This window comes from Streptomyces sp. NPDC097640, from assembly GCF_040302705.1.
Classification (GTDB): domain Bacteria; phylum Actinomycetota; class Actinomycetes; order Streptomycetales; family Streptomycetaceae; genus Streptomyces.
The window spans coordinates 293,983-318,772 of the sequence record NZ_JBEOSB010000009.1 but is presented as its reverse complement, the minus strand read 5'-3'; the positions used below and the strand labels follow the sequence as shown (position 1 = coordinate 318,772).

Sequence of the window (24,790 nt, the reverse complement as noted above, 5' to 3'; positions counted from 1 at the left end):
CGATACGTCAACGGGCCGGTGTTGATCGCTGCGCATGGCCATCAACACCGGCCTCCAGCGCACGTATCCCGAGGTCGACAAGCCGGTTCCGCCGACTGCCGCGGCGCACACAGGTGAGGATCCGCCGCGTCGGCATGTTCTCGCCCGACACCGGGACCCGCACCACCGACCGGCCCGCCGGGCCCTCGGCCAGCCGCGGGACCAGCGAGACTCCCAGCCCGTTCCCGACCAGCGACCAGACCGCCTGCCACTGGGTGGCGGCGTGCACGATCCGCGGCGAGAATCCGGCCACCGCGCACAGCATCCGCACCCGCTGGGCGTGGTCGCAGGTGCCGGGGTCGGCGACGATCCAGTCCTCGGCCGCCGCGTCCTCCAACCGCACCGATGCCACCCGCGCGAGCGGGTGGTCGGCGGGCACCAGCATGACGTACGGCTCCTCCAGCAGCAGGCTCTGCTCGAACCGCGAGTCGTCCAGCGGCGGCCCGCCCTCGATGGGCTCCACGACCGCGAGATCCACCTTGCCCGCCACCAGCAGGTCCATGCTCTCCGCCGTGTCACACTCCCGCACCTGCACCAGGAGGTCGGGATGGCTGTGCCGCAGCCGCCCGGCCGCGGGGGCGATCAGGCCGCCGATCGCGGTGTTGAAACCCGCGATGCGCAGCGGCCCGGCCACGCCCGCCCGATAGGACTCCAACTCCGTCTGCGCCTCCTCCCAACGGGCCAGCAGCGCGTCGGCGTGGTCGACGAGCAGACGCCCGGCCGGGGTCAGCCGGACGCGGCGGCCCTGCGGCTCCAGGAGCGGGACCTTGAGCTGCCGCGCGAGCTCGCGCATGTGGTGGGAAACCGCCGACGGGGTGAGGTGCAGGGCCTCCGCTGCCGCGGTGACCGTGCCCTGCTGGTGCACCACGCGGAGCATATGAAGCCGACGCAGGTCAATCATGAAATGATTTTGCACACAGCACCAGCAAAACATGCAATAGACCGCAACGGTTGTCCCGGGTCATCCTGCTGCCATGAACACCAAAACGAACACCATCGTTTCCCGGCACACCACCAGCAAGGGTGTCGTGGTCTGGAGCCGCTGCGCCTGCGGGCGGCTTCAGATGGCCCTGGTTCCCTTCGACATCGACGGCAAGGGACTCGCCGCGGGCGGACACGACATCCAGTGCCCCCACCAGGGCCGTTAGTGCTGTTCGGCGTCGGAACGAACGCCCCCGTCGCAGCCGGGCCCGGCGCTCGCCGCCGGGCCCGGGCCTGCTTCGGCTCAGCCCAGCGTGTCCATCAGGGCGGTGACATAGGCATCCAGCCGCTCCTCCACGGCTGGCGTCGTCAGCTCTGTTCTCCCTGCCTCCCGCCATGCCTGCGCCACCAGCCGCACTTCCTCCGAGCACGCCAGCCCGTCCCGCACCTGCCAGTACAGCCGCTCGCTGGCGGCCGCGGCCAGCACCCCGCCGGCCTCCTCATACGCCTCAGCGAACCGCAGACCCCACGCGGGGCCGTGCAGCAGCGCGAGATTGGTGGAGCAGTGCGCCACATCGAGATCTGCCGGGCCCCAGGAGGTCGCTGCCCAGTCGACGACGCCGGTGATCCGGGCACCGGCCGGCCCTGAAGGCGGCACGTCGAACAGCACATTGCCGGGCTGAAAGTCCCGGTGCAGGAATCGCCCCTCGTAGGGCGGCGCGGGCTTGCGGATCACGTCGATCGCCGCGGCCCATACCGCCGCGTCGGCGCCGTTCGGAACCACGACGGTGTCGGCGGTCGTCAACGCCACGTACTCCGGGGGCCGTTCGGCAGGCCGCAACGCGTGGATCGCCACGAGTTGACGGGCCAGCAGGGGAACGCGCGTCTCCAATCCCTCATCGTCGAGGACCGTCCGGCCCGCCAGATGTGTCCTCAGGAGCGACGGATACTCGCAATGCGCGGCGGTCGGATCAACCGCGACCAGTCCAGGAGCCGGCACGCCGGTCCCCGTGAGCAGGGTCAGGGCGCCGGCCCCCCTGTTCAGCCAGTCCTCGGCGTGCTCCACGTCGACGAAGGTCCGCAGCACCAGGTCACGGGTGCCTCCGTCCCGCGTACCGATGGTCAGCCTCCGCACCTCGGCAGTGATGCCGCCGTGCGGCGCCTCGGTTCTGACGACCCGTTCGCCGACCTCCAGGTGCCGGCTCACCCAAGCCAGTGTCAACGGTCGCACAGCCACCGCCTCATCTCGGGGCAGCCGATCCCCCTGGTCGGGTCGGTCGGCGTGAGTGTGGACGAGGCCAGGAGCGCCAGTTTGTCGGCCTCCGCACAGCCGGGCCGGGCGTGATAAAGCCCTAGTCCCGCATGACCTCGGGTTCGTGCCGGCGCAGCAGGCGGGCCACCGCGAAGCCGCAGACCAGCCCGATGGCCAGGAGCACACCGAGGTCGATGCCCCACTGGGCGACGGTGTGGGCCCACAGCGGGTCGACATCGTCCGGCTTGTCGAGATTCCAGGGCGGCATGGTGTGCGCGAGGTCGAGTGTGGTCCCGGCGCCGGCGACCGCCCAGCGGGCGGGCATCAGCCAGCCGATCTGTTCGATGCCCGGAGAGTCGAACAGCTGGAAGAGAACCCCGGTGAAGACGACCTGGACGACGGCGAACATCACGAGCAGCGGCATGGTCTTCTCCGGGGTCCTCACCAGCGCGGAGATGACCAGACCGAACATCATGGTGGTGAAGCCCAGCGCGCTGATGACCACGCAGACCTCGACGGCCGTGGGCATGAGCAGCCCCTGGGCGGGCAGCTGCCGGACGGAGAAGCCGATGGCGCAGATGACGACACCCTGCACGGCGGTGATCAGACCGAGGACGATCACCTTCGACATCAGATACGCCGATCGGGACAGCCCCGTGGCTCTCTCCCGTTCGTAGATCACCCGCTCTTTGATCAATTCGCGTACGGAGTTGGCCGCGCCGGAGAAGCACATGCCGACGACCAGCACCAGCAGAATGGTTCCGGACTCCTGGTTGTAGCGGAAACGGCTGTCGGGCGGCGGCGGGGCGAGTCCGAATGTCGCCGGAACCAGACAGCTCACTCCGCCCAGCACGGCCGGGAGCAGCAGCATCAGCGCCATGAAGCCCTTGTCGGAGGCGATGACCGACGCATAGCGGCGCATCAACGTCCACAACTGGCCCAGCCAGCTTTGTGGTTTGGGCCGCCGGGCTCGCGCGGGCGGCTGCGTCGCCGGGGTGCCCGACTGCTGCGGCGGTTCGGCCGAGTCGATCTCGGCGGCGCACCGGTCGTACTGCCGGGAAGCCCGCCAGCGCCCGCCCCAGTCGTCGTCGCGATGGTCCTCGAAGGCGGAGAAGACATCGGCCCAGCTTTCGTGACCGAAGAAGTCCAGGGCCTCGCCCGGGGGACCGAAGTACGCCACGGAGCCACCGGGCGCCAGGACCAACACCCGGTCGCACAGGGCCAGTTCGGCGACCGAGTGCGTGACCACGAGCACGGTGCGGCCGTCGTCGGCGAGCTCCCGCAGCAACTTCATGACATTACGGTCCAGGCCCGGGTCCAGACCGGAGGTGGGCTCGTCGAGGAAGAGCAGGGACGGTTTGGTCAGCAGTTCCAGGGCAACGGAAACCCGTTTGCGCTGACCGCCGGAGAGTGAGGCGACCTTCTTGCCCCGGTGGACGTCGAGTCTGAGCTCCTGGAGCACCTCGTCGATACGGGCCTTGCGCTCGGCCGCCTTGGTGTCACCGGGGAAGCGGAGCCTGGCGGCGTATTTCAGAGCGACGTCGACGGTCAGCTCCTTGTGCAGGATGTCATCCTGTGGGACGAGGCCGATACGGTGGCGCAACTCGGCGAACTGGGCGTAGAGATCGCGGTGGTCATAGAACACCTGGCCACGGTCCGCGGGCCGGTATCCGGTGAGTGCGCGCAGAAGGGTGGACTTCCCGGAGCCCGACGGCCCGATCACCGCGACCAGCGACTTCTCGGGGACGCCGAAGGAGACGTCGTCCAGGATGGTCTTGCCGCGCCCGACGGTCACTGTCAGGTTGCGGGCGGTGAAGGACACCTCACCGGTGTCGACGAACTCCTCCAGCCGGTCCCCGGCGAGCCGGAAGGTGGAGTGGCCGACACCGACGATGTCGTACGGGCCGATGATCCGGCGGTCCACGGGCTGCCCATTGACATAGGTGCCGTTGTGGCTTCCGAGGTCGACGATTTCGAAGCGGCCATCGGGCAGGGGCCGGAACTCCGCGTGGTGGCGGGAGACATACGGGCCCTCCACCACGAGTTCGTTTTCCGGCCCGCGGCCGATACGCAGCCGTTGCCCCAGGACGAGTGGGTAGACGCCCGAGGGGTCCCGGTCGATGGAAAGGGCTGCGGCGGCTCCGCGGGGACCGGCCGCGGGTCCTTCGGACCGGCGATTGTCCCGGGGGTCACCCGCGTCTCCGGGAGTCGGGGGAACTGCGGCACGGGCGAAACCGGATGCGGGGTGGTGAGGGAGGGGCCGGAACTGGTCGTCGCCACGGGCTGCCGCCGCCCCCATGGGGGCTCCCGGAACCTCTCCCGGCCGGGGACCGGGCACCACCGGGGGTGTGGCGGCGGCCACCGACGTGCCCCGATCCGCCGCATCCCGGACCTTGGGACGGGCCTCGGCCTGGGGCTGCCCCTCGCGTATCCGGACGTCGGCACGCACCTGATCGTCACTCACCGCCGCCGAGGCTTCGGTGAAGTCCAGCCGCATGCCGGTGGAGACCTCTCCCAGCCGGATGATCGAACCGTGACCGATCTCGATCCGCTGAATACGACGCCCTTCGGCGAACGTGCCGTTAGCACTGCCGAGATCTTCGATGACCCACGTTCCGCCGTCGCAACGGATCACGACGTGCCGCCGGGAGACTCGGCGGTCGATGAACGAGATGTCGGCCTGCTGGTCACGCCCGATGGTGTAGCTCCGGGACGCCTCCAGGGTCCAGGTGCGTCCACTGGCATGCAGTACGAGTTCCGGCATGTCCGTCCCAAGTCGATCGTGTACACCGAGGCCGTCTGCGCGAGGATAGACGACGGCTCGGACGGTTCCTGCAGCGCGAGGTGGCGAACCATCACCGGCCGGTACGCGGACCGGCTGATCGGCGGGCCGTGGGTGTTCGTCGGGCATCAGGGCGGTGTGTCCTCGTGGAGTCGGAACCGGAGTCGGTCAGCCGTGTGCGGCCCGGACCAGCGCACATCGGCGCGTACGGTCATGGCCGGTAGGGAAGAGGGCTCGGGACACGCGGAGGTTGCGTGTCATGGCGCGGAGCCGGGAATCCACACCGCGTACCCGCGCCGCGCGCACATTGCTCCCGGCCCGTGCCCCGCCGATCTCTGTTCGGTCAGGCGATGGGGTCACCGACGGCCCCGCCGGTGGCCGCGCGGATCGCGTGGGCGAACCGGTGGGCGGCGGCCTTCACCTCCGTCAGCTCCGTGGCGTCGGCGCCGACGAGGAAGGCGACGCCGATCTGCTCGTCCAGCACCCGCACCACCGCGGCAGCGGCCGCAGCGTGCACCCGCACCTCCAGATCACCCGCCGCACGCCCCAGCCGATCACCGATGATCACCCGCATCTGCCGCTCGATCTGGTCACAGACCATCAGCCAGGCCGTACGCAACGCAGGCTCGGTGTCGGCCAGCCGGATCATCTTCATCGCCAGCATCTCATCCGCCAGATCGACCGGCCGCGTCTCATACTGAAGCCGGACCAACTCCCCCACCAGGTGGTCCTCAAGAGACCTGTCCTTCGGCCAGCCGCGCAGCACACTCATCAATGTCACGACGCCCTGCATCACGATCGGCTCGGCACACGCCTCCTTGCTCCGGAAATGCCGCCAGATCGTACGCGTCGACAACCCCACCGCATCCGCGATCTGATCACCACTCGTCGCAGCCACACCCTGCTTCCAGAACAGACGCGCCGCCTCCCGCGAAATCTCCAACCGCAACCGCGAACGCCGCCGCTCACTCATCCCTCCCGCAGGGCGGCTCTCCGTCGCCATGGCACTCATCAACCCCTCCCCTCTCCGGCGCTCACGCGGTGCTCAGCGCCTCGGTGGGTGCCAGGCGGGCGGCACGTACGGAGGGGTAGACCCCGGCCAGGACGCCGATGGCTGTCGCCCCGCCCGTGCCCATGGCGATGGCGGTCATCGGGATCACCGGCGGCCAGCCCTGATACGTCACGTAGGCGACCGTGGCCAGAGTGCCCATCACTGTCCCGGCCACGCCGCCGAGCAGCGAGAGCACCACGGACTCGGTCATGAACTGGCCCCGGATCTGACTGCGGTTGGCCCCCAGCGCACGCCGGAGACCGATCTCACCGCGCCGTTCGAGGACGGAGATGTATATGGTGTTGGCGACTCCGATGCCGCCGACCAGCAGTGCCACCCCCGACAGCCCCAGGAAGAGAGCCGAGAACGTGCTGTCCGCCGCACGCTTGACGGCCAGGGCATCGGATGGCCGGCTGACCTGCACCAGCCCGGGGAGCTGCGGGTACACGGTGGCGGGAAGGACGTCGGCCACGGCTTCCATGGCGTCTTCATCGGCCCGCACATAGACGACGGTGGGGTGTCCGTCGAAGCCGAGCTCCCGTTTCGCCGTCTGCCAGCCCACCAGTACGGAGCGGTCGAGGTCCTCGGCGAGTGGTACCGGGTCGAGGATGCCGATGACGCTGAACCACGTCTGATCGATGATGACCTGCTGTCCCTGCTGACCCGGAACGATGCGAGGAATACCGAGCCGGGCGGCGGCCTGGTGGCCGAGCACGACGGTGGGCAGCCGGTCGGTGGACGGGCTCAGGAAGCGGCCCGATCTCACGCGGCCGTTCACGGTGGGAAGCAGGTCGTTCTGGCTGGCGAGAACGCTGAGCCCGAGCCCGTCGTTGGGGTCTGTCCGGTCGGAGCGCCGGACGATCGTATGCGTGTTGGCGACGGCACTCGTGCGGCTCACCGGACCGATCCTGGCAGCCATCTTCGCCGCTTCCGGCGGCAGCAGCACGGGGGGCCGTTGGTTGGGCTGTGGCTGGGCCCGCAGCAGGTTCGTCCCCAGCGCCGCGAGTTGCTCGTTGAGGGCACGCTGACTCGACGCCGGGATGCCGGTGACCAGGACCAGGGTGAGGATGCCGATCGAAATGCCGAGCGCGGAGAGAGCCGCCCTCATCCGGCGGACGCGGATCCCGAGCAGGCCGAGGCGCAGGACGTCCGACGGCGCCAGCCGCACGGGCCGGGCCGGGTCTTCGTGGTGAGCCTTCCCGCGGGTCACGCGCCGCTCCCGGAGGTGAGCGCCTCATCGTGTGAGTCCGTCATGACACGCCCGTCACGCATCTCGATCCGGCGTGGCAGGCGCAATGCGATGTCCCGGTCATGGGTGATCACGGCGATGGTGGTGCCTTCGCTGTTCAGCTGGGTGAGCAGAGTGAGCACGGACTGTCCGTTCACGGTGTCGAGGGCGCCGGTCGGCTCGTCGGCGAGTACCAGCGCGGGCTCGTTGACCAGTGCTCGGGCGATGGCCACCCGCTGGCGTTCGCCTCCCGAGAGCTGGTGCGGCAGGTGGCGGGTGCGGTGGGCGAGACCGACGCGGTCCAGGGCGGCCACGGCCATCGGGTGACGCCGACGGCGTGGCACGCCCGCGTAGAGCAGTCCTGTGGCGACGTTCTCCTCCGCGGTGAGGCCGTCCGTGAGGTGGAAGTGCTGGAAGACGAATCCCAGCCATCGTCCGCGCAGCGCGGACAGTTCCCGGTCGGACAGTCGTGCGGCGTCCCGGTCGCCGATCCGGACCGTGCCGCCGGTCGGTCGGTCGAGGGTGCCCATGATGTTCAGCAAGGTGGACTTGCCGGAACCCGAGCGGCCGACGATCGCCAGCAACTCGCCCGCCCGGATGGTCAGGGATACGTCATCGAGGGCGGTGACCCCTCCCGCGAACACCTTGCTGACGTTGCGCACGGCGAGCACGATCGGAGCCCGGTCATGGCCCTGGCAGTCGGCGCCCCGCGTTCCCGGCGGGATGGTCATGATGCCGTCACCACCACGCCGCCTTCCTCGACGCCGGCGCCCCTGACCTCCACGAGCCCCTTGGCGAAGAGGCCGGTCGTGACGCCGACCAGCTTCCCGCCGGGGCGTTGCAACGCGTATCCGCCCTCGCTCAGGGCGAGGAGGGCGCCTACCGGGACCACAAGGACGTTCTTCCTGGTCTCGGCTGTAAAGACAACCTGTACGGACGCTGCGTCGATCTTGGCGACATCGGCGCTGTGCGTCGGCCGCACCTTCACCTGGAGCGTGGGGCCGTGTCGGTGCCGTCGCCCGCGTCGGTGTCGCCACCGCCCTGCACGGTGGTGCTGACGGACACGACCTTGCCGGGAACACTCTTGGTGTCGGGGAGGACGATGGTGACTTCGGCGCCCTTGTGAATGGAGTCGGCGCTCCCCGCGTCGACCTTGACCGTGACCGTCTTCTGCTGTGCGGTCAGGGTGAGTACGGACTCGGCGGCCGGGTCGCCCAGCTGCGCCATGACGGCGTCGACGCGCGAGGGACCGGACAGGACCATCACCCGGCCCGGGTCCAGTGTTCCGGTCGGCTTCCGGCCCGTGTCGTGCTGCCAGCGCTTGAGCGCTTCGAGTACTCCGGTGGTCAGTTCGGTGCCGATGCCACCAGCGTCACCGCCCGGAGCCGGCTCCGACGACTGCCGGGGCCGGGGACCGATGTCGTAACCGAGAGCCTCCAGGTTCTCGACGAGGACGGTCACATCCCGCCCGGTCGTTCCCGCCTTGTCGAGCGTGCGGAAGAACGGAGTGTCGCCGAAGAACGCCGTGACCGGCTCGTCATCGACCCAGTACAGGGGTTTTCCTCGCGCGACGACCGAGCCGGAGGCGGGCAGTCGGCTGATGACGCCCTTCCCGGTTCCCTTCACCGTGATACGCCCTTCGAAGCCGAGCACTCCGGGCAGGGTCTGGGAATCGGAGAGATCAGCCCGCTTGACCCGGGTGGTCTGGGCCGAGGGAGCCGCGGCGGGGCCGGGTTGCTGCCGCTTGCCTTGGTCCGACAGTGCTTTCGCGCCGTAGATCCCGCCCGCGGCGACGGCGAGCACCACCGCGACCGCGGTCGCGTTGTGGGCAGCCCGCCGCGGCCGCTTCTGGGGCGAGCTGCTACTTGCCACCGAACGCCTCCAGCGAACAGGACCGGTCGGCCTGGTCGATCTTGGATTCGGGGAGGCTGCCCGTGGTGTCGTCGTCGAAGGTCCAGGCCAGGCCGTCCGGGCTGACACTCGTGTCGGAGATGAGGTGGATCTTCATGCCGCGGTTCTGAAGACACTTGACGTACGCGCGGTAGTCGTCCGCGTAGTGAGGGTTGGTCTCGGGGCTGGTCTCGGGAGGCTGCCGCGGCAGCTTGACGAGACAGGCGTCGTAGGCGGGCCGGTACTTGGGGGAATCCGCCTCGCCCACCTTGGGGGGTGCCTGTTTGGCGCCTGCCGCAGCCGCCCTCTCCTGGTTCATCGGGACACCGTGAGCCTGGAGGCACGCGTTGTAGGCGTCCGTGAGCCGCTGGTCCTCTTCCGGGGAGGTGTCCAGCCTCAGCTGGGAACGCTTGGCCTCAACGGCCGAGTCGTGGGTGCCGCCCTTCGATGCCGCGTCTCCGCTTGTCGGTGTGCCGGACGCCAAACTGTCCACACTCTTGCCGGAACTGCTCCGGCCGCCCTCGCCGCTGCTACAGGCGGCCAGTGTCATTCCGGCGGCCACGGCCAGGCCGACGGCGAGGAGCCGAAGGCCCGGGCGGCGGGCGTCGATCGGATGGGGGGTCAGGGGCGAATTCGTGTACATGCCGAACAGCTTTCAGCAGCATTGTCAGGCAACTGTCAGGGACCTTTGGTGGTCCGGTATTCCCGCGCGGAGCAGGCCCCGAACGGGCGGAAGACCGCTGTCCTGTTCCTAGACTGACGCCACGTGTGCACATGTGGTGGTGGCTGAAGACGACCCCGACCAGGCCGAACTGGTCCGCCGTTACCTGGAGCACGAGGGCCACCTGGTGTCCCTGGCTCATGACGGCCGCGCGGCTCTCGACCTGCTGCGCGGCCAACGCCCGGACCTGCTGGTCCTCGATGTGATGATGCCGCGGGTCGATGGGCTCGATGTGTGTCGCGTCGTGCGTGCGGAGCCCCGTCTCGCGGACCTTCCCGTGCTCATGCTGACGGCCAGAGCGTCCGAGGACGACCTCCTGCTCGGCCTGGACCTGGGCGCGGATGACTACATGACGAAGCCGTTCAGCCCGCGCGAACTCATGGCGCGCATCCGGTCGCTGCTACGGCGGAGCGACCGGGGTACGGATACCGCTGCCGACCGGGAAGCACACTCCCCCGTTCTGCGGGCCGGCCCGGTGACGGTCGACCGTGCCCGTCACGAGGTGTGGGCGTACGGACGTGCGATCCGCTGCACGCTCGGGGAGTTCCGCGTGCTCGACATGCTCGCCGAGCACCCGGGCCAGGTCCTGTCCAGGGCGCAGATCCTCGAGCGTCTGCACGGGGCCGACCCCTTCATCACCCCCAGAACAGTCGATGTCCACATCATGAACCTGCGCCGCAAGATCAAGGACGCACAACCGGACACGGAGCACGTCATGCCTCTGGTGACGGTGTACGGAGTGGGTTACAAGCTCACGGACGACCAGCGGACTCCGCCGCGTGGGTAGGGCCCGGATCTCCGCCGTACCGCTGCGGCGCAGTCTCCTGATACGTCTGCTGGCGGTGTCGGCTCTCGTGTCGGTCTGCTCGATCACCGCGACCGCGTGGGTGGTGCTCCAGACCACCGCCGTCGTACTCAGCCGTGAGCGGGGACAGGCGCTGGCCGACGATGCCCGGGTCTACGACACCCTGCTGGGATACGCCGCGACTCATCCGAGCTGGAGTGGCGTCCGTCCCACCGTGAACCGGCTGGCGCAGTCGACCGGTCACCGCATCGTTCTTCTCGGCAAGGGCGGCCATCCCCTGGCGGACTCGGCTGCCGGCCAGAACCGTCCCTTCCAGCCTCCGCACAAGGCGACCGCGGTCGTCGACCCGCTGGCCGTCGACCCGGAGCTGAGCAAGGGCACGGATGACGGCTTGGGGACGGAGCGGATCGACCCCCGGGCCGTGGGCCCGTTCAGGCTGTCCAAGGAGGACAGTGAACGGCTGAAGGTCACCGCGGACCGGGTGGTCATCTGCCTGCGCTCGTTCGACGGCGTCCGGGCCCACGTTCAGATGATGCCCAGTGGACGGCCGAGAGTGGTGGTGCCGACACCGGGCGGTGTGCCCGCCCTCGGTGACCAACGCTGCTCCACCACCGTGCTCGCTGATCCGACACCGCAGGAAGCCGAAGCCCTGGCGTCGCTCAACGCGCTCGTCAACTCGTGCCTCGCCCGTCGGCAGACGGACGGAGTGAGCCTGGCCCTCGACGGCAGCTGGGAGGCGCGAACCCGCCACGCGCCCCCGGCCTCGGCAGTCTCCTCATGCCTGACGACAAGCCGCAGTCAGCAACTGGCGCCGTACGTCGCACCCACCGCCCTGATGTACGTCGGCAGCCCCGGGCGTACCGCGACGACGTTCTTCGACCTCTCCCCCGCGAACAAGCTCCGCATCGCCGGCTGGTCCGCGGCCGTGCTCGTGATGACGGTGGCCGTGACCACGTTGGCGGGCATCCGCCTGGTGAAGCCGCTCAGAACACTCACCGAAGCGGCCATGCGCATGGAAGCCGGCGAGTTGTCCACACGTGTGCCGGTACGGGGAGGCGATGAGATCGCGAGGCTGTCGACCGCGTTCAACGCGATGTCGCAACGCCGCGAACAACTGGAGGCAGTACGCCGGGACATGACCAACGACATCGCACATGAGCTGCGCACCCCGGTGAGCAACATCCGGGGCTGGCTCGAGGCGGTCGAGGACGGCATCGCACGTCCCGACGTCGATCTGGTGACCTCCCTGCTGGGACAGTCGCGCCAGCTTCAGCACATCATCGACGATCTCCGGGATCTCTCGGCAGCCGAGGCCGGCGAGCTGCGCCTGGCTCCGGAGCCCGTGCAGGTCTCCGAACTGCTGTCGGCCACGGCCATGGCCAACCAGGCCACCGCGGCGGCAGCAGGTGTCACTGTCACCGTGGCGGACGGCGAGGCCATCGTGGTCATGGCCGATCCCGTACGGGCACGGCAGATGGTGGGCAACCTCGTGTCGAACGCGATTCGCCACACACCCGCGGGAGGATCCGTCACCCTGAGCGCCCGTGCCGATCCCGAGACCGTGGTGATCGACGTGGCGGACACCGGAACCGGGATCTCGGCCGACGAGTTGCCGCATGTCTTCGACCGGTTCTGGCGCGCGGAGAAGTCCCGCGGCAGGCAGAGCGGCGGGAGCGGCCTCGGGCTGGCCATCGTGCGCCGCCTGGCCGAAGCGCACAAGGGAACGGTCACCGCGGTCAGCACTCCGAACGTCGGCTCGACCTTCACGCTCCACCTGCCGCGCCACTCAAGCACCGCGGAACCCGGACCGCGACACCTGGGCCACGACCTGCCATGACCCCCGGCGAACGCCGGTCGGCCACGGCCCGGGGGCCGGGACGAGGTGAAGCGGCGGTGTGAATGGCTCACGCCGACCGTGGCACTCCGCATCACCGAGAGTACGAAACATTCCCTTTGTCCCCTTATGCTGGCGTCGCGGCTGCCGCTCACACACGCATGCGTGGGCTCGCGGGACCGGAATGCGGAGGTGGGTGCGATGCGGCGTTGGCGGGCGTTGGCCGTGCTGGGCACCGCCCAGTTCCTGATGGTGCTGGACACCTCGGTGATGAACGTCTCGATCAGCCGGCTGGTCGAGGACTTCCACACCGACGTCACCGCCATCCAGGCCGTCATCACCGTCTACACCCTGGTCATGGCCGCCTTCATGATCACCGGAGGCAAGCTCGGTGACATGTTCGGGCGGCGCCGGGTCTTCGCCATCGGACTGGTCGTCTACGCCACGGGGTCCGCGCTCACCGCGGCGGCCCCCACCCTGTGGGTCCTCACCCTTGGGTGGTCGGTGATCGAGGGGCTCGGCGCCGCGCTGGTCCTCCCCGCTCTGGCCGCCCTCGTCGGCGGCACCTACACAGGCCGGGAGCGCGCCGTGGCCTACGGCGTCATCGGCGGCCTGGCCGGAGCGGGCATCGCGGTCGGGCCACTGCTCGGCGGCTGGGCGACCACGTACCTGACCTGGCGGGTGGTCTTCGCCGGCGAGGTCGTCGTCGTGGCGCTGATCCTGTGCGGCGTCCGCTGGATCCAGGACCACCCCCGGACCGGCCCCCCAGTCCGCCTCGACCTCGGAGGCGCCATCCTGTCCGCTCTTGGCCTGGCCTTGATCGTCCTGGGTGTCCTGCAGAGCAGTTCCTGGGGATGGCTGGAGCCCCGCAACCCCCCGTTCACGGTGCTCGGCTTCTCCCCCACCGTATTCGTCATCACCGCGGGAGCGGCGGCCCTGTGGCTGCTGTGGGCATGGGAGCGACACCTGGAAGGCCGCGGCCGGGAGCCGCTGGTGCGGCTTTCGCTGCTGGGCGTCCCGCCCCTGCGGGCGGGACTTGCCATGCTGCTCGTCCAGAACCTCGTGCTGCTGGGCCTGTTCTTCGTCATCCCCCTCTACCTCCAGGTCGTCCAGGGCTTCGACGCCTTCCAGACAGGCCTCAGGCTGCTGCCGATATCGGTCACCATGCTGGTGGCATCGATGAGCGGTCCCCTCCTCGGCCGCGTCGCCGGCCCCCGCATCACTGTGCGTCTCGGTCTATTGGTGCTGCTCGCCGCGATCGTGTGGCTGCTCGCGACCGTCCGTCCGCGCATCGACGACCTGTCCTTCGCGCTCGCCATGGCCGTGCTGGGCATCGGGCTGGGCCTGCTCGCCTCCCAGCTCGGCAACGTCGTCCAGTCCAGCGTGGGGGAGGCCGAACGCAGCGAGGTCGGCGGCCTGCAGTACACCGCCCAGAACCTGGGCTCCTCCCTCGGCACCGCCCTGATCGGCGCCATCCTCATCGGCGCTCTCGCCGGCGCCTTCACCTCACTCATCGCCGACAACCCGCGGATCTCCGAGGCCGCACGACAGCAGACCGGCATCGCCATCGAAGCCGGCATCAGCTTCGTCAGCACCGACCACGTGCGCGCTGCCGCCGAGCGCGAGGGGCTGCCGCCGTCCGAGACCGAGGCGCTCGTCGACGACTACGCCGCCGCCCAGCTCGCCGGCCTGAGAACCGCCATCCTGGCGACCGTCGGCATCACCCTCACCGGCCTCGCCTTCACTCGCCACCTGCCCACCGCCCGCCTCGCCCGGACAGGACGTGAGGCCAGGACATGAGCGGCCCCAGCCACCGGCCCGGGGAAGGATCCACCCCCCGGCCCCGGCGCTCCGGGACATTCGGGCGCGCGCCGGCGCTCCCGGCGGCAGTGCGCGCCGTGTCGACGGCGACCGGCCTCGTCGCCGCCTACTACCTGCTGCCCATGGGCCCGAGACTCACCGGCAGCGCAACCACCGCTCTCGTCCTCGGGCTCCTGGCACTGCTGGCCCTGTTCACCTGGCAGATCCGCTCGATCGCCCGCTCCCGGCATCCCCGGCTGCGGGCGGTCGAGGCACTGGCCACCACCCTCCCCCTGTTCCTCCTGCTCTTCGCCACCACCTACTACCTGCTCGAACGCTCCGAACCCGGCAGCTTCAGCGAGCCGCTCACCCGGACCGACTCCCTGTACTTCGCCCTCAGCATGTTCAGCACCGTGGGCTTCGGCGACATCACCGCCTACTCACAGACCGCCCGCGTCATCGTCATGACGCAGATGACGGCCGACATCCTGCTCATCGTCCTCGCCGCCCGCCTGGTGGTCAGGGCGGTCGAGACCGCCCTGCACCACCGTGGTGGCTGACCGGGGCGGTGTGGGTTCGGCACCACTTCCAGCGCGCCAGCACGGATCGGTCAGTCAGGATCTGTCCCTCGGGCGCAGTACCGGGCGAGCGCGTCGGCCGTTGTCCAGGTGAGGCGCCAGTTCGGCGACTGTGGGAGCCTCGAAGACGGTCTGGAGGTCAAGGCCGGTCCCGAACTGCGCGCGGACGCGGTTGACCAGGAGCATGGCGAGCAGTGAGTGCCCGCCCAACTCGAAGAAACTGTCGTCCCGGCTGACTCCGGGTACCCCCAGGATGTCGGCGAACAGCGTGCACAGGGCTTCTTCCCGGGCGTTGCGGGGGAGTTGCGAGGTCGAGGCGGCCGTGTGGTCGGGGGCGGGCAGCGCGGCACGGTCCAGCTTGGCGTTGATCGTCAGAGGCAGTGCCGCCAGCTGCACGAAGGCCGACGGCACCATGTACGTGGGCAGGCGCTCGCCGAGCCGGTCGGCGAGCGCGGCCGTGTCCAGCGCGGCGCCGGTGTCCGCTATCACGTAGGCGACGAGTCGTTTGTCGCCGGGCCGGTCCTCGCGCAGTGTCACCACGGCACTCCGTACTCCGGGCAGGGCCGTCAGGGTGGCTTCGATCTCTCCCGGCTCGATCCGGAAGCCGCGGAGCTTGACCTGGTCGTCGGTACGGCCCAGGAAGAGCAGGTTGCCGTCGGCCGTCCAGCGGACCATGTCACCGGTCCGGTACATCCGTTCCCCGGCCGCGCCGAACGGGCACGCGACGAACCGGGTGGCCGTGAGTCCCGCGCGTCCGACGTATCCCCGGACCACGCCCGGGCCCGCGAGATACAGCTCGCCGCCGACTCCGGGCGGCACCGGCCGCAGGGCGTCGTCCAGGACGTATGCCTGGGTGCCGGCGACGGGTCCGCCGATGGTGACGGGGCGGCCCGGGGCCAGGAAGGTGCCGGTGGATCCCACGGTGACCTCGGTCGGCCCGTAGAGATTGAACAGCGGGTTCTCGACGGACCAGAGGTCGGCCAGCGTCTGCGGTATCGCCTCGGCCGCGGTGATGATCGTCGTTCCGGCCGGCAGGGCGGCCGAGGGCAGCGCGGACAGCAGCGCCGGCGGGAGCAGCACGTGCGTCGCGCCGTGCGCGGGCGTACGGCCGTGCGCGGGCGTACGGCCGTGCTCGGCCTCGGCGAGTGCCTCGGGCCGGCTGAACCGCAGCCTCGCGCCGGTGAGCAGGGCCATGACGACCTCCCACACGGACGCGTCGAAGCCGATCGAGGCCAGCTGAAGCACCACGCTCTGCGGGCCGACTCCCAAGGCGGATGTCTGGGTGCTGACCAGCCGGGTGATCCCGGTGTGGGGGACCGCGACGCCCTTGGGCATCCCCGTGGAACCGGAGGTGTAGATCACATATGCCGTGGAGGCGATATTCAGCGGCCCGAGGCGGTCGTCGTCGCTCACCTCGGTGGCGGGGAAGCCCGCCAGGTCGAGGCCGCCCAGCACGGTGGTTTCGATGTCCGCGTCGCCGAGCCGCGCGGGGTCGTCCACCAGCGCCATCGTGGCCGCGGTGTCCGCCAGCATGAAGGCCATGCGCGTCGGGGGATACGCCGGGTCGATCGGCAGGTACACCCCGCCCGCGGTGAGCACCGCCAGCATGGCCACCAGGAGGCCGGGCCCGCGCTCCATCGACACGGCGACGGTGACCTCGGGACCCACTCCGCGCTCGATCAGACAGCGTGCCAGCCGGTTGACGCATCGGCTCAACTCGGCGTACGTGAGTCCCCCGTCGCCGTCCTCGACGGCGATGGCGCCCGGTCGCTGCCGCACCTGCTCCTCGAACAGGTCGGGGACGGTCGCCGGCTCGACCTCGGTGCCGTGGCCCCACTCGGCGAGGATCCGCTTCCTCTCGTCGGGGAGGAGCACCTGGTAGGTGCTGAGCCGGGCATCGGGGGCGGCCGTCGCCTGCTCCAGCAACTGGATCAGCCGCCGGCCCAGGCTGAGCGCGGTCGCGGGGGCGTAGAGGTCCTCCGCGTATCCGACGCTCAGCGTGAGCCCGGCGCCGCGGTGCTCGCTGAACTCGAATTCGAGGTCGAACTTCGCGACGTCCAGCGGCACCGGGCCGGGCTCGCAGCGAAGACCGGGCAGCTCGAGGGCGGCGCCGGCGGCGTCGGTCCAGACAAGTGCCGTCTGGAAGAGGGGATTGCGTGACGGGGAGCGCGTCGGCTGGAGTTCTTCCACCAGGCGGTCGAAGGGGAGCTGCTGGTTCTCGAAGGCGGCCAGATCGGTCGCGCGAACCCGGGCGAGCAGGTCGGAGAAGGCGGGGTCGCCGCTGGTGTCGGTACGCAGGACCAGGGTGTTGAGGAAATAGCCGACGAGGTCATGCAGGGTGTGGTCGGGGCGTGCCGCGACGACGGTGCCCAGCGGGATGTCGGTGCCGGCGCCCAGCTGGGTGAAGAGGGCGGCCAGGGCGGCCTGGGCCACCATGAAGGGGGTGACCCCGTGGGTCCGGGCCAGTTGGCGCAGCCGCTGGTCCAGTTCCTGGTCGATCGGCAGTCCGACCTGGCCGCCGCGGCGGGAAGCGCGGGCCGGGCGGGGCCGGTCGGCGGGCAGCGTCAGCTCCTCGGGCAGGCCCGCCAGGGCCGCACGCCAGTAGTCGAGCTGGTGGCTCCGCGCACCGGCCGGATCACCGGCGTCCCCGAGCGTGTCCTCGTACCAGAGCGCGTAGTCCGCGTACTGGACGGGCAGCGGCTCCCAGTCGGGGGCCTCACCCCGGGTGCGGGTCGCGTAGGCGCGGGCCAGATCGGCGGTCAGCGGCCTCATGGACCAGGCGTCGATGGCGATGTGGTGGATGGTCAGGACGAGGGTGGCGTCCTGGGGGCCGGTGGTGATGAGTTCGGCGTGCAGGGGAAGGTCGGTGGACAGGTCGATGGCGTGGGCGCAGGCCCGGGCGATGGCCTGCTCCGTCTGGTCGGCCGTGGTGTCGGTGAACCGCGGCCGCGGCCGGGCCCGGTCGGCGGGGACGACGATCTGAACGGGCACCCCGTCGCGCTCGGCGCAGAGCGTGCGCAGGGCCTCGTGCCGTGCCGTGAGGTCGGCCAGTGCCGCGGTCAGCGCGTCGCGGTCCACCGCCCCCTGGATCCGGGTGACCAGCGGGACGTTGTGCGTCGCGTCGGGGCCGTGCAGCTGATGGAGGAACCACAGGCCACGCTGGACGGGGGACAACGGCAGCACCTCGGGGCGCGGCACGACCGCCACCACCCCCGGTGGTGTCCGGTCGGCCGACTCCTCGGTTAGGTGCGGGGCGAGTTGGGCGACGGTCGGGGCTTCGAACAGGGTGCGCACCTTCAGCCGGACGCCGAACCGGACTCGGATGCGATTGATCAGGCGGATGGCGAGCAGTGAGTGACCGCCCAGGTCGAAGAAGCCGTCGTCGGGGCCGACCCGGGGCACGCCCAGCGCCTCGGCGAAGAGCGCGCCCAGCTCCCGTTCGGTCTCGCCCAGGGCCGCCGGACCATCGGGGCCCGGGGCGTGCGCCGGGGGCGCCGGAAGGGCCTTGCGGTCCAGCTTGCCGTTCGGCGTGAGCGGCAGGGCGTCGAGGGCGGTGACGGCGGACGGGACCATGTGCTCGGGCAGTACCGACCGGACGTGAGCACGGAGCTCGGTGGCGTTCGGCACCCGGCCCGGGGCGGGCACCACATACGCCAGCAGCCGCTGTTCATGGGCCACCACGACGGCGCGGGCCACCGACTCGTGCAGGCTCAGGACCGCCTCGATCTCGCCGGGCTCGATCCGGAAGCCGTGCACCTTGACCTGGTCGTCCACCCGGCCCAGGTACTCCAGCACCCCGTCCCGGGTCCGTCGGCCCAGGTCACCGGTGCGGTACATGCGAGCGCCGGGGGCATCCCCGTACGGGTCGGCCACGAACCGCCCCGCGGTCAGGCCGGGGCGGGACAGATAGCCATGGGCCAGCTGGGCGCCCGCGAGGTAGAGCTCCCCCACGGCACCCGGAGGCACCGGCTGGAGGGCGGTGTCCAGGACGTAGACCCGGGTGTTCCAGACCGGGCGGCCGATGGGGACCGGTTCCGCGCCGGGGGTGACCCGGGCCGCCGTCACATCCACCGATGCCTCGGTCGGGCCGTAGAGGTTGTGCAGCTCGGCGGTCGGCAGGAGCCGGTGGAAGCGTCCGGCGAGCGGCGCGGGCAGGGCCTCGCCGCTACAGATGACGCGCCGCACCGTGGTGCACCCGGCCGCTGACGGCTCTGCCGCGAGCGCGTCCAGGAACACCTCCAGCATCGACGGCACGAAGTGGACGGTGGTGATCCGCTCGGTCTCGATGAGCTCGGAGAGATAGGCCGGGTCGCGGTGGCCGTCGGGCTCGGCCACGACCAGTGTGGCCCCGGTGATCAGCGGCAGGAAGAACTCCCACACCGACACGTCGAAGCTCGCGGACGTCTTCTGGAGCACCCGGTCGGCGGCGCTCAGCCCGTACTCGTCCCGCATCCACAGCAGTCGGTTGACGATGCCCGCGTGCGGCACGACCACACCCTTGGGGCGGCCGGTCGAGCCCGATGTGTAGATCACGTAGGCCGGCAGGTTCGGAGCGTACGCCTTCGGCAACTCACCGGGAGGGCCGTCCGGCGCCGCCCCGTCCAGGACGAGGACCGGACGGGCGTCGTCCAGCATGAAGGCGGTCCGCTCGGCGGGATATTGGGTGTCCAGCGGCAGATAGGCCGCCCCTGTACGGTGCACCGCGAGCAGCGTCGCCACCAGCTCCACCGAGCGCGGCAGCGCGACCGCCACCGTCTCCCCCGGCCCCGCGCCCTTCCCGGCGAGCACCCGTGCCAGCCGCTCCACGCGTGCGTCCAGGTCGGCATACGTCAGCCGCTCGTCCCGGAAGACCAGCGCGGTCGCGTCGGGTGTCCGCGCCACCTGCGCCCGGAAGAGCTCCGGCAGGGTCGTGGACGGCACCTCATGGGCGGTGTCGTTCCACCCGTCCACGGCCCACGCCCGCTCGTCCGCGACCAGCACGTCCAGTCGGCCCACCGGCTGTTCCGGGTCCGCCGCCACGTGCTCCAGCAGGCGGACCAGTCGCCGGGCGAGCGATTCGGCCGTGTGTGTGTCGAAGACATCGGGGCGGTAGGCGATCCGCCCGTGAAGGCGGCCGTCGGGCTCCTGTTCGGCGAAGTCGAACCGGAGGTCGTACCCGTCCGCCCGCTGATCGATCGGGTACGCCTCGGGGGCGGCGACGGCCGCGAGCGGGCCCACCATCACCTGGAGGAGCGGATGTTGCGCCGGCCCGCGGCGGACCGCCGTGCCGGTCGCCTCGACCAGTTCCTCGAACGGCAGGTCCCGGTGCTCGTGGGCCGCCAGGAACGTGGCATGGACCTGGGTGAGAAGTTCATCGAAGCCCATGGCCCCGGCCCCGGCCCCGGAGAGGTCGACCCGCAGCACCAGGGAGTTCGCGAAGCGGCCGACCAGCTCCCGCGATTCTCCCTGGGGTCGGCCGGAGACCGGTATGCCGAGCGGGATGTCGTCGCCCGCGCCGACGCGGTGCAGCAGGGCGGCGACGGCCGCCTGAGCCACCGTGGACATGCTGACGCCTCGGCCGAGGGCCGAGGCGCACAGCGCCCGCGCCGGCTCCGCGCCGACCGTGAAGTCCACGGTGGCGGCCCGGTCGCCGGCCCCCTCCCCGCGAGGCCGGTCGGCGGGCAACCTCAGCTCCTCGGGCAGGTGAAGCAACTGGTCTTTCCAGTAACCGCGTTGGCGGTCGCCCAGCTGCTGGAGCCGGTTGACCGCTTCGGTCACGTGATCGGCGTAACGGGGCGAAGGGCCCCACTGTGGGGCCCCGCCACCCGCGCGCGCCGTGTAGGCGGTGTCGAAATCCCTGAGCAACGGGCGTACGGACCAGGTGTCCATGGCGATGCGGTGGACACTCAATACGAGGGTGGCGTCCTGTGGGCCGGTGGTGATGAGTTCGGCGTGCAGGGGAAGGTCGGCGGACAGATCGATGGCGTGGGCGCAGGCCCGGGCGATGGCCTGCTCCGTCTGCTCGGCCGTGGTGTCGGTGAACCGCGGCCGGGGCCGGGCCTGGTCGGCGGGGATGACGATCTGAACGGGCACCCCGTCGCGCTCGGCGCAGAGCGTGCGCAGGGCCTCGTGCCGTGCCGTGAGGTCGGCCAGTGCCGCGGTCAGCGCGTCGCGGTCCACCGCCCCCTGGATCCGGGTGACCAGCGGGACGTTGTGCGTCGCGTCGGGGCCATGCAGCTGATACAGGGACCACAGGCCACGCTGCGCCGGGGACAACGGCAACATCTCGGGGCGAGGCGCCATTGACGCAGAAGGACCGTCTGAAGACTTCTTTTCGGGCATTACCGCCAACCTGCCTATCTTCCCTCACACTACGGCTTCAAGTGCCGAGGTCCGCAGCTCAATCGTATTCTGCGTCACGCCGCCCGAGCATGGCCGCTTGCCATATTCGCATGCCATATTTTATGGATTCGCGGGGCGCTCGAAAGGGATATATCGCAAATGAATGATTTCGAACCTCGCCTGGTGGAGGCGCTGCAACCGGTGCGCCACTTCTTCCTGGCGCAGGCGATCGAGTTCGGCCTGACCTCCGGGCTGCTGGACGAACTGGCTGCCGACGGGACGACAGGCGACCGGTCGTCGGCGGAGGTGGCGAAGCGGTTGAGCATGGACCCCGAGCGCCTCCTCGGCCTCCTGCGCTACTTCGCGGCCGAGGGCATCGTGCGCGATACGGAGACCTCCCCACGGCTGACGCACAAGGGGGAGGAGGCGCGTCGGTTCCGGCCGTGGTACGAGCTGCTGATCGGCGGGTATTCCGCGACCCTTGGGGAACTGCCGGCCGTCATGGCCGACCCGAGGGCGTATGCGGGACGTAACGGCGGCATGGTGGGCCTGGGCAGCTGCGGGATCAGCCGCCACGATGCCATCCCGCTGGTACGGCGCCTACTGGCGCTGTTGCCGGACACGCCCGGCGTCGTGGTCGATCTCGGCTGCGGGGACGGCTCGTTCCTGCTCGAAATCTGTGCGGACCGCGGCCCGGGAATCGGCATCGACCCGGACGCGAGCAGTATCGCGCGCGCTCGTACGCTCTCCCGGGAACAGGGGCGCGCGGAGGACGTGACGTTCGATGTGTCCACGGCTCAGGATTTCCTGTCCCGCACACTCGATCTGCCGCACCGCTCGGTCTGCTTCATTACGGCGTTTTCCCTTCAGGAAGTACTGGAACAGCGCGACCGCGGGGCAGTGGTCGCGCTTGTGCGCTCCGCTCTGGAGCAGGCGCCGGAGTCCTATCTCATTGTTGTGGAGGTCGACCATCGGCCCACCGACCCCGCTGTCATGAGGCATGGCCTGGGGCTGGCCTACTACAATCCCTACTACCTCTTGCACCAGGTGACGGAGCAGCGGCTCGAGACCGCCGACTTCTGGCGGGACCTCTTCGCCGAAGCGGGTGGTTCGGTCGTGGAATGCCTGACCACCGACCCGGAGGTCGACTCGACCGGCCTTGAACTCGGCTTCCTTGTCCGGAAGGCGGGCTAGGTCCGCTGCCGGACTGCCCAGGCGTCCATGGCCCGATCGAGCAGTGCGAGACCTTCCCGGATGGTCCGCGGTGCCAGGCCGGTGGGAAAGCGAATGAATCCCGGGATCACCGGGGCGTAGTTCTCCGATGTCGTGAGCACGAGCCGGTATTCGTCGAGAGCGAAGTCGGCGAAAGCCTCGACATCGGCCATCCGGAGGTCCAGCCAGAGCTGGGTGCCGCCGTTCGGCAGCGGGGCGTCAAGGAGTTTGTGGCCGGCCGCGCTCTGCCGTATGGCGTCGCGGCCGGCCCGAACCCCCTCGACCAGCGCGGCATTCCCCTGGCCGATGATGTCCGCCGCGATCTGCTGCGCCCGGCTGTTGATCGAAACAGCCTCCCACTCCAGACGGGGGACGAGCCGCCCGACCGTCTCCTCGTGCCCGGTGATCCAGCCGATCCGGTCGCCGGGCCGTCCGTAGTTCTTCGACATGGAGTTCACCACGACCATATCGGTCCTGTTGACGGCCAGATCGACGGGAGCGGCACAGAATTCCGGCCCGAAGGAGAAAGAATCGTAAACGGCGTCGTAGACCACCAGGACGTCGTGCGTATCCGCGAACCGGCTCAGGAAACGCGGATATCCGGGCGCCGCCGTGGCTCCCGTGGGGTTGTGCGGGAAATTGACGTACAGGACCGTGGGCTCGCGGCACACCAGGTCGAGCCCGTTCCAGTCCTCCGCCGTGCCCGTGAGCGGGAGCGTCTCGACCGACAGCCCGGCCGCCAGCATCGCGTCGTGCACTCCGCGGAACACCGGAGCCTGGCAGACCGCCTTCCGGTATCCCCTGGCGACGCTGTCCCGGAACACAAGCCCCAGGGCGTGCATGCCGCCCGCACTGACCACGATGTTCGACGGGTGGACGACCGCGCTTCCGGACAGTTCGCGCTCGCGCCGGGCTATGGCCTCGCGCAGGACCGGAAGCCCCTGCGAAGGCGCGTAGAAGTACGGGGCGGCGTCGGAATCCGGAGCAGCCGTACGGGATTCCGGCCGCGTCCCCTCCGGCCAGCAGGGAACATTCTCGACGAGTACCGACCATGGTTCGCCGGGTCGTGACTCGGCGATGGCCAGCCGACGCTGAAGGGCGGACACGGCCGGTGTTACGCGGTCCTTTTCAGTGAACTCCGATCGCATCAGCGGTACGTCTCCAGTGTTCCGCTTCTGCGTATGTCGAGGGAGACGCAGTGGAACGATCCTCCCAGGGTGCGCGCGTGGGTAAGGCGCATCGGAAGGACGTCGATCCCGCGCTTCTCGAGAGCGCGGAGGAGCGCGGGCTGCCGGTCGTCCGCCACGACCAGATCCTCCCTGATGACCAGGAGGTTCATACCGACCCAGGGGGAACCGTAGGGGTGCTCGCCCGCATACTCGGTCTCGGTCATGTCCGGGCACCACAGGTGGTCCCAGCCGCGGAGGTAGTCCGGCAGGTTCTTGTCGTTGACGCGCTCGGGATTGAGGAGGACGAGTCCGGGCCGGAGCGGGACGATGGTGGTGTCGATATGGGTCCCCGTATAGATGTCACGGCAGGGATGAACCGTGTAGGCGTCCCCCAGCGCCGACTGGAGCCATTTCCAGCCGAGTTCATTTCCGCTGTCCGACACCAGATACAGCAGATCCGTCCCGCAGCGCATCACGTTGGCGGCATCGAATGCCGGTTCCAGGTTTCCGAGCCGGCGCCCGGGCTCGGCGTCCAGGTCGTACATGTCGTCGCCGAGCCGTGGCTTCGGTGCCGATATCCATCGCGCTCCGCTTTCGAAGAACTCCAGCAGCATGTTCTTGTACGCGAAGGGTTCCAGGAATCTCGACCGGAGAACCATGGGGGTCTCGATGACGGTGCTGCCCACGGTCAGAAAGACATCGCGCGGGCAGTAGTCGTAGAAGCCGTCGGTCTGCCAGTCCGGGGTGGCGAGCTTCGCCGCGTGATCACGGGCCTCGGGCCGCCGGACCTTCACGCCGAGCTTCGTGAGCTCCTCACAGAGCATGGACAACTCATGCTCGGTCTCCTCGACAATATGCCGCGCATACGGACCGGACGGGATTTTGTCCACCGTGCCGTATTCCGGGTACTCCAGAGCGAAAAGGCCCCTGTCGGGGACCGGTACGCGAGCGCCTGCCACGGTGCCGATGATGACTTCTTCGAGCGGATCCCACTCGTTGTGCACATTGACCAGACTCATCCGGCTTCCCCCGTCGAGTCGGCTGCCATGGCCTCCACCGGGCAGGCGGGCCGCATAACGGTCCAGTGCCCGTTCTCGCCATCAAACGGATTTGTCATGGCAAACCTCTCCCCGTCGGATGAATACGCCGTCATGACTGCGGGCAATCTAGGAGATTCCTCAACCCGA

Annotated in this window: 18 protein-coding genes; 6 read left to right on the top strand and 12 right to left on the bottom strand. The window is 69.9% G+C overall.

Features of this window, described 5'->3' with window-relative positions; genetic code table 11:
• Positions 1 to 7: 7 nt before the first annotated feature.
• Entirely contained in the window at positions 8 to 940 is a 933-nt protein-coding gene (locus tag ABTY62_RS17005; protein WP_352130198.1) for a LysR family transcriptional regulator, read from the bottom strand.
• Between the two features lie 73 nt (positions 941 to 1,013).
• Here ABTY62_RS17005 and ABTY62_RS17000 point away from each other — a divergent pair, with 73 nt between their 5' ends.
• Complete coding sequence (locus tag ABTY62_RS17000; protein WP_352130197.1) at positions 1,014 to 1,187, top strand: hypothetical protein; 174 nt, start codon at positions 1,014 to 1,016, stop codon at positions 1,185 to 1,187.
• A gap of 77 nt (positions 1,188 to 1,264) precedes the next feature.
• On the opposite strand, the gene ABTY62_RS16995 is transcribed toward ABTY62_RS17000, so the two are convergent.
• From ABTY62_RS16995 to ABTY62_RS16960, 8 genes are all read right to left on the bottom strand, one after another.
• Entirely contained in the window at positions 1,265 to 2,167 is a 903-nt protein-coding gene (locus ABTY62_RS16995) for a phosphotransferase family protein (protein ID WP_352130196.1), read from the bottom strand.
• A gap of 145 nt (positions 2,168 to 2,312) precedes the next feature.
• Entirely contained in the window at positions 2,313 to 4,976 is a 2,664-nt protein-coding gene (locus ABTY62_RS16990) for an FHA domain-containing protein (RefSeq protein ID WP_352130195.1), read from the bottom strand.
• Positions 4,977 to 5,337: 361 nt separating this feature from the next.
• A complete protein-coding gene (locus ABTY62_RS16985; RefSeq protein WP_352130194.1) occupies positions 5,338 to 6,006 on the bottom strand; it encodes a TetR/AcrR family transcriptional regulator in 669 nt (222 codons plus the stop codon).
• A 22-nt stretch (positions 6,007 to 6,028) separates the two neighbouring features.
• Positions 6,029 to 7,255: an ABC transporter permease gene (locus ABTY62_RS16980; protein WP_352130193.1), complete on the bottom strand. Its 1,227-nt coding sequence runs from the start codon at positions 7,253 to 7,255 to the stop codon at positions 6,029 to 6,031.
• Positions 7,252 to 8,004 carry an ABC transporter ATP-binding protein gene (locus tag ABTY62_RS16975; RefSeq protein WP_352130192.1) on the bottom strand — a complete coding sequence of 251 codons (753 nt, stop codon included), beginning with the start codon at positions 8,002 to 8,004 and terminating at the stop codon, positions 7,252 to 7,254. Before ABTY62_RS16975 ends, ABTY62_RS16980 begins: the two co-directional genes overlap by 4 nt.
• Positions 8,001 to 8,255, bottom strand: coding sequence for an efflux RND transporter periplasmic adaptor subunit (locus tag ABTY62_RS16970; RefSeq protein WP_352130191.1), 255 nt, complete (start codon positions 8,253 to 8,255; stop codon positions 8,001 to 8,003). The genes ABTY62_RS16975 and ABTY62_RS16970 overlap by 4 nt, the downstream gene beginning before the upstream one ends.
• Positions 8,256 to 8,257: 2 nt before the next feature.
• On the bottom strand, positions 8,258 to 9,145 hold the full coding sequence (locus ABTY62_RS16965) for a hypothetical protein (protein ID WP_352130190.1): 888 nt from the start codon (positions 9,143 to 9,145) through the stop codon (positions 8,258 to 8,260).
• On the bottom strand, positions 9,135 to 9,806 hold the full coding sequence (locus tag ABTY62_RS16960) for a hypothetical protein (protein ID WP_352130189.1): 672 nt from the start codon (positions 9,804 to 9,806) through the stop codon (positions 9,135 to 9,137). Before ABTY62_RS16960 ends, ABTY62_RS16965 begins: the two co-directional genes overlap by 11 nt.
• Before the next feature lie 133 nt (positions 9,807 to 9,939).
• On the opposite strand from ABTY62_RS16960, the gene ABTY62_RS16955 reads away from it, so the two are divergent.
• From ABTY62_RS16955 to ABTY62_RS16940, 4 genes are all read left to right on the top strand, one after another.
• On the top strand, positions 9,940 to 10,671 hold the full coding sequence (locus ABTY62_RS16955) for a response regulator transcription factor (RefSeq protein WP_352130188.1): 732 nt from the start codon (positions 9,940 to 9,942) through the stop codon (positions 10,669 to 10,671).
• On the top strand, positions 10,664 to 12,526 hold the full coding sequence (locus ABTY62_RS16950) for a sensor histidine kinase (protein ID WP_352130187.1): 1,863 nt from the start codon (positions 10,664 to 10,666) through the stop codon (positions 12,524 to 12,526). Before ABTY62_RS16955 ends, ABTY62_RS16950 begins: the two co-directional genes overlap by 8 nt.
• A 198-nt stretch (positions 12,527 to 12,724) precedes the next feature.
• Positions 12,725 to 14,323 carry an MFS transporter gene (locus tag ABTY62_RS16945; protein WP_352130186.1) on the top strand — a complete coding sequence of 533 codons (1,599 nt, stop codon included), beginning with the start codon at positions 12,725 to 12,727 and terminating at the stop codon, positions 14,321 to 14,323.
• 98 nt (positions 14,324 to 14,421) lie between these two features.
• Complete coding sequence (locus ABTY62_RS16940) at positions 14,422 to 14,883, top strand: potassium channel family protein (RefSeq protein ID WP_352130184.1); 462 nt, start codon at positions 14,422 to 14,424, stop codon at positions 14,881 to 14,883.
• A gap of 54 nt (positions 14,884 to 14,937) precedes the next feature.
• On the opposite strand, the gene ABTY62_RS16935 is transcribed toward ABTY62_RS16940, so the two are convergent.
• Positions 14,938 to 21,156 carry a non-ribosomal peptide synthetase gene (locus ABTY62_RS16935; RefSeq protein WP_352130183.1) on the bottom strand — a complete coding sequence of 2,073 codons (6,219 nt, stop codon included), beginning with the start codon at positions 21,154 to 21,156 and terminating at the stop codon, positions 14,938 to 14,940.
• Positions 21,157 to 21,381: 225 nt separating this feature from the next.
• On the opposite strand from ABTY62_RS16935, the gene ABTY62_RS16930 reads away from it, so the two are divergent.
• Positions 21,382 to 22,416, top strand: a complete 1,035-nt coding sequence (locus tag ABTY62_RS16930) for a 2-ketoarginine methyltransferase (protein ID WP_352130182.1) — start codon at positions 21,382 to 21,384, stop codon at positions 22,414 to 22,416.
• On the opposite strand, the gene ABTY62_RS16925 is transcribed toward ABTY62_RS16930, so the two are convergent.
• Positions 22,413 to 23,540, bottom strand: coding sequence for a beta-methylarginine biosynthesis bifunctional aminotransferase (locus ABTY62_RS16925; RefSeq protein WP_352130181.1), 1,128 nt, complete (start codon positions 23,538 to 23,540; stop codon positions 22,413 to 22,415). The genes ABTY62_RS16930 and ABTY62_RS16925 overlap by 4 nt on opposite strands.
• A 41-nt stretch (positions 23,541 to 23,581) precedes the next feature.
• A complete protein-coding gene (locus ABTY62_RS16920) occupies positions 23,582 to 24,622 on the bottom strand; it encodes an inosamine-phosphate amidinotransferase 1 (RefSeq protein WP_352130180.1) in 1,041 nt (346 codons plus the stop codon).
• Between the last annotated feature and the right edge of the window lie 168 nt (positions 24,623 to 24,790).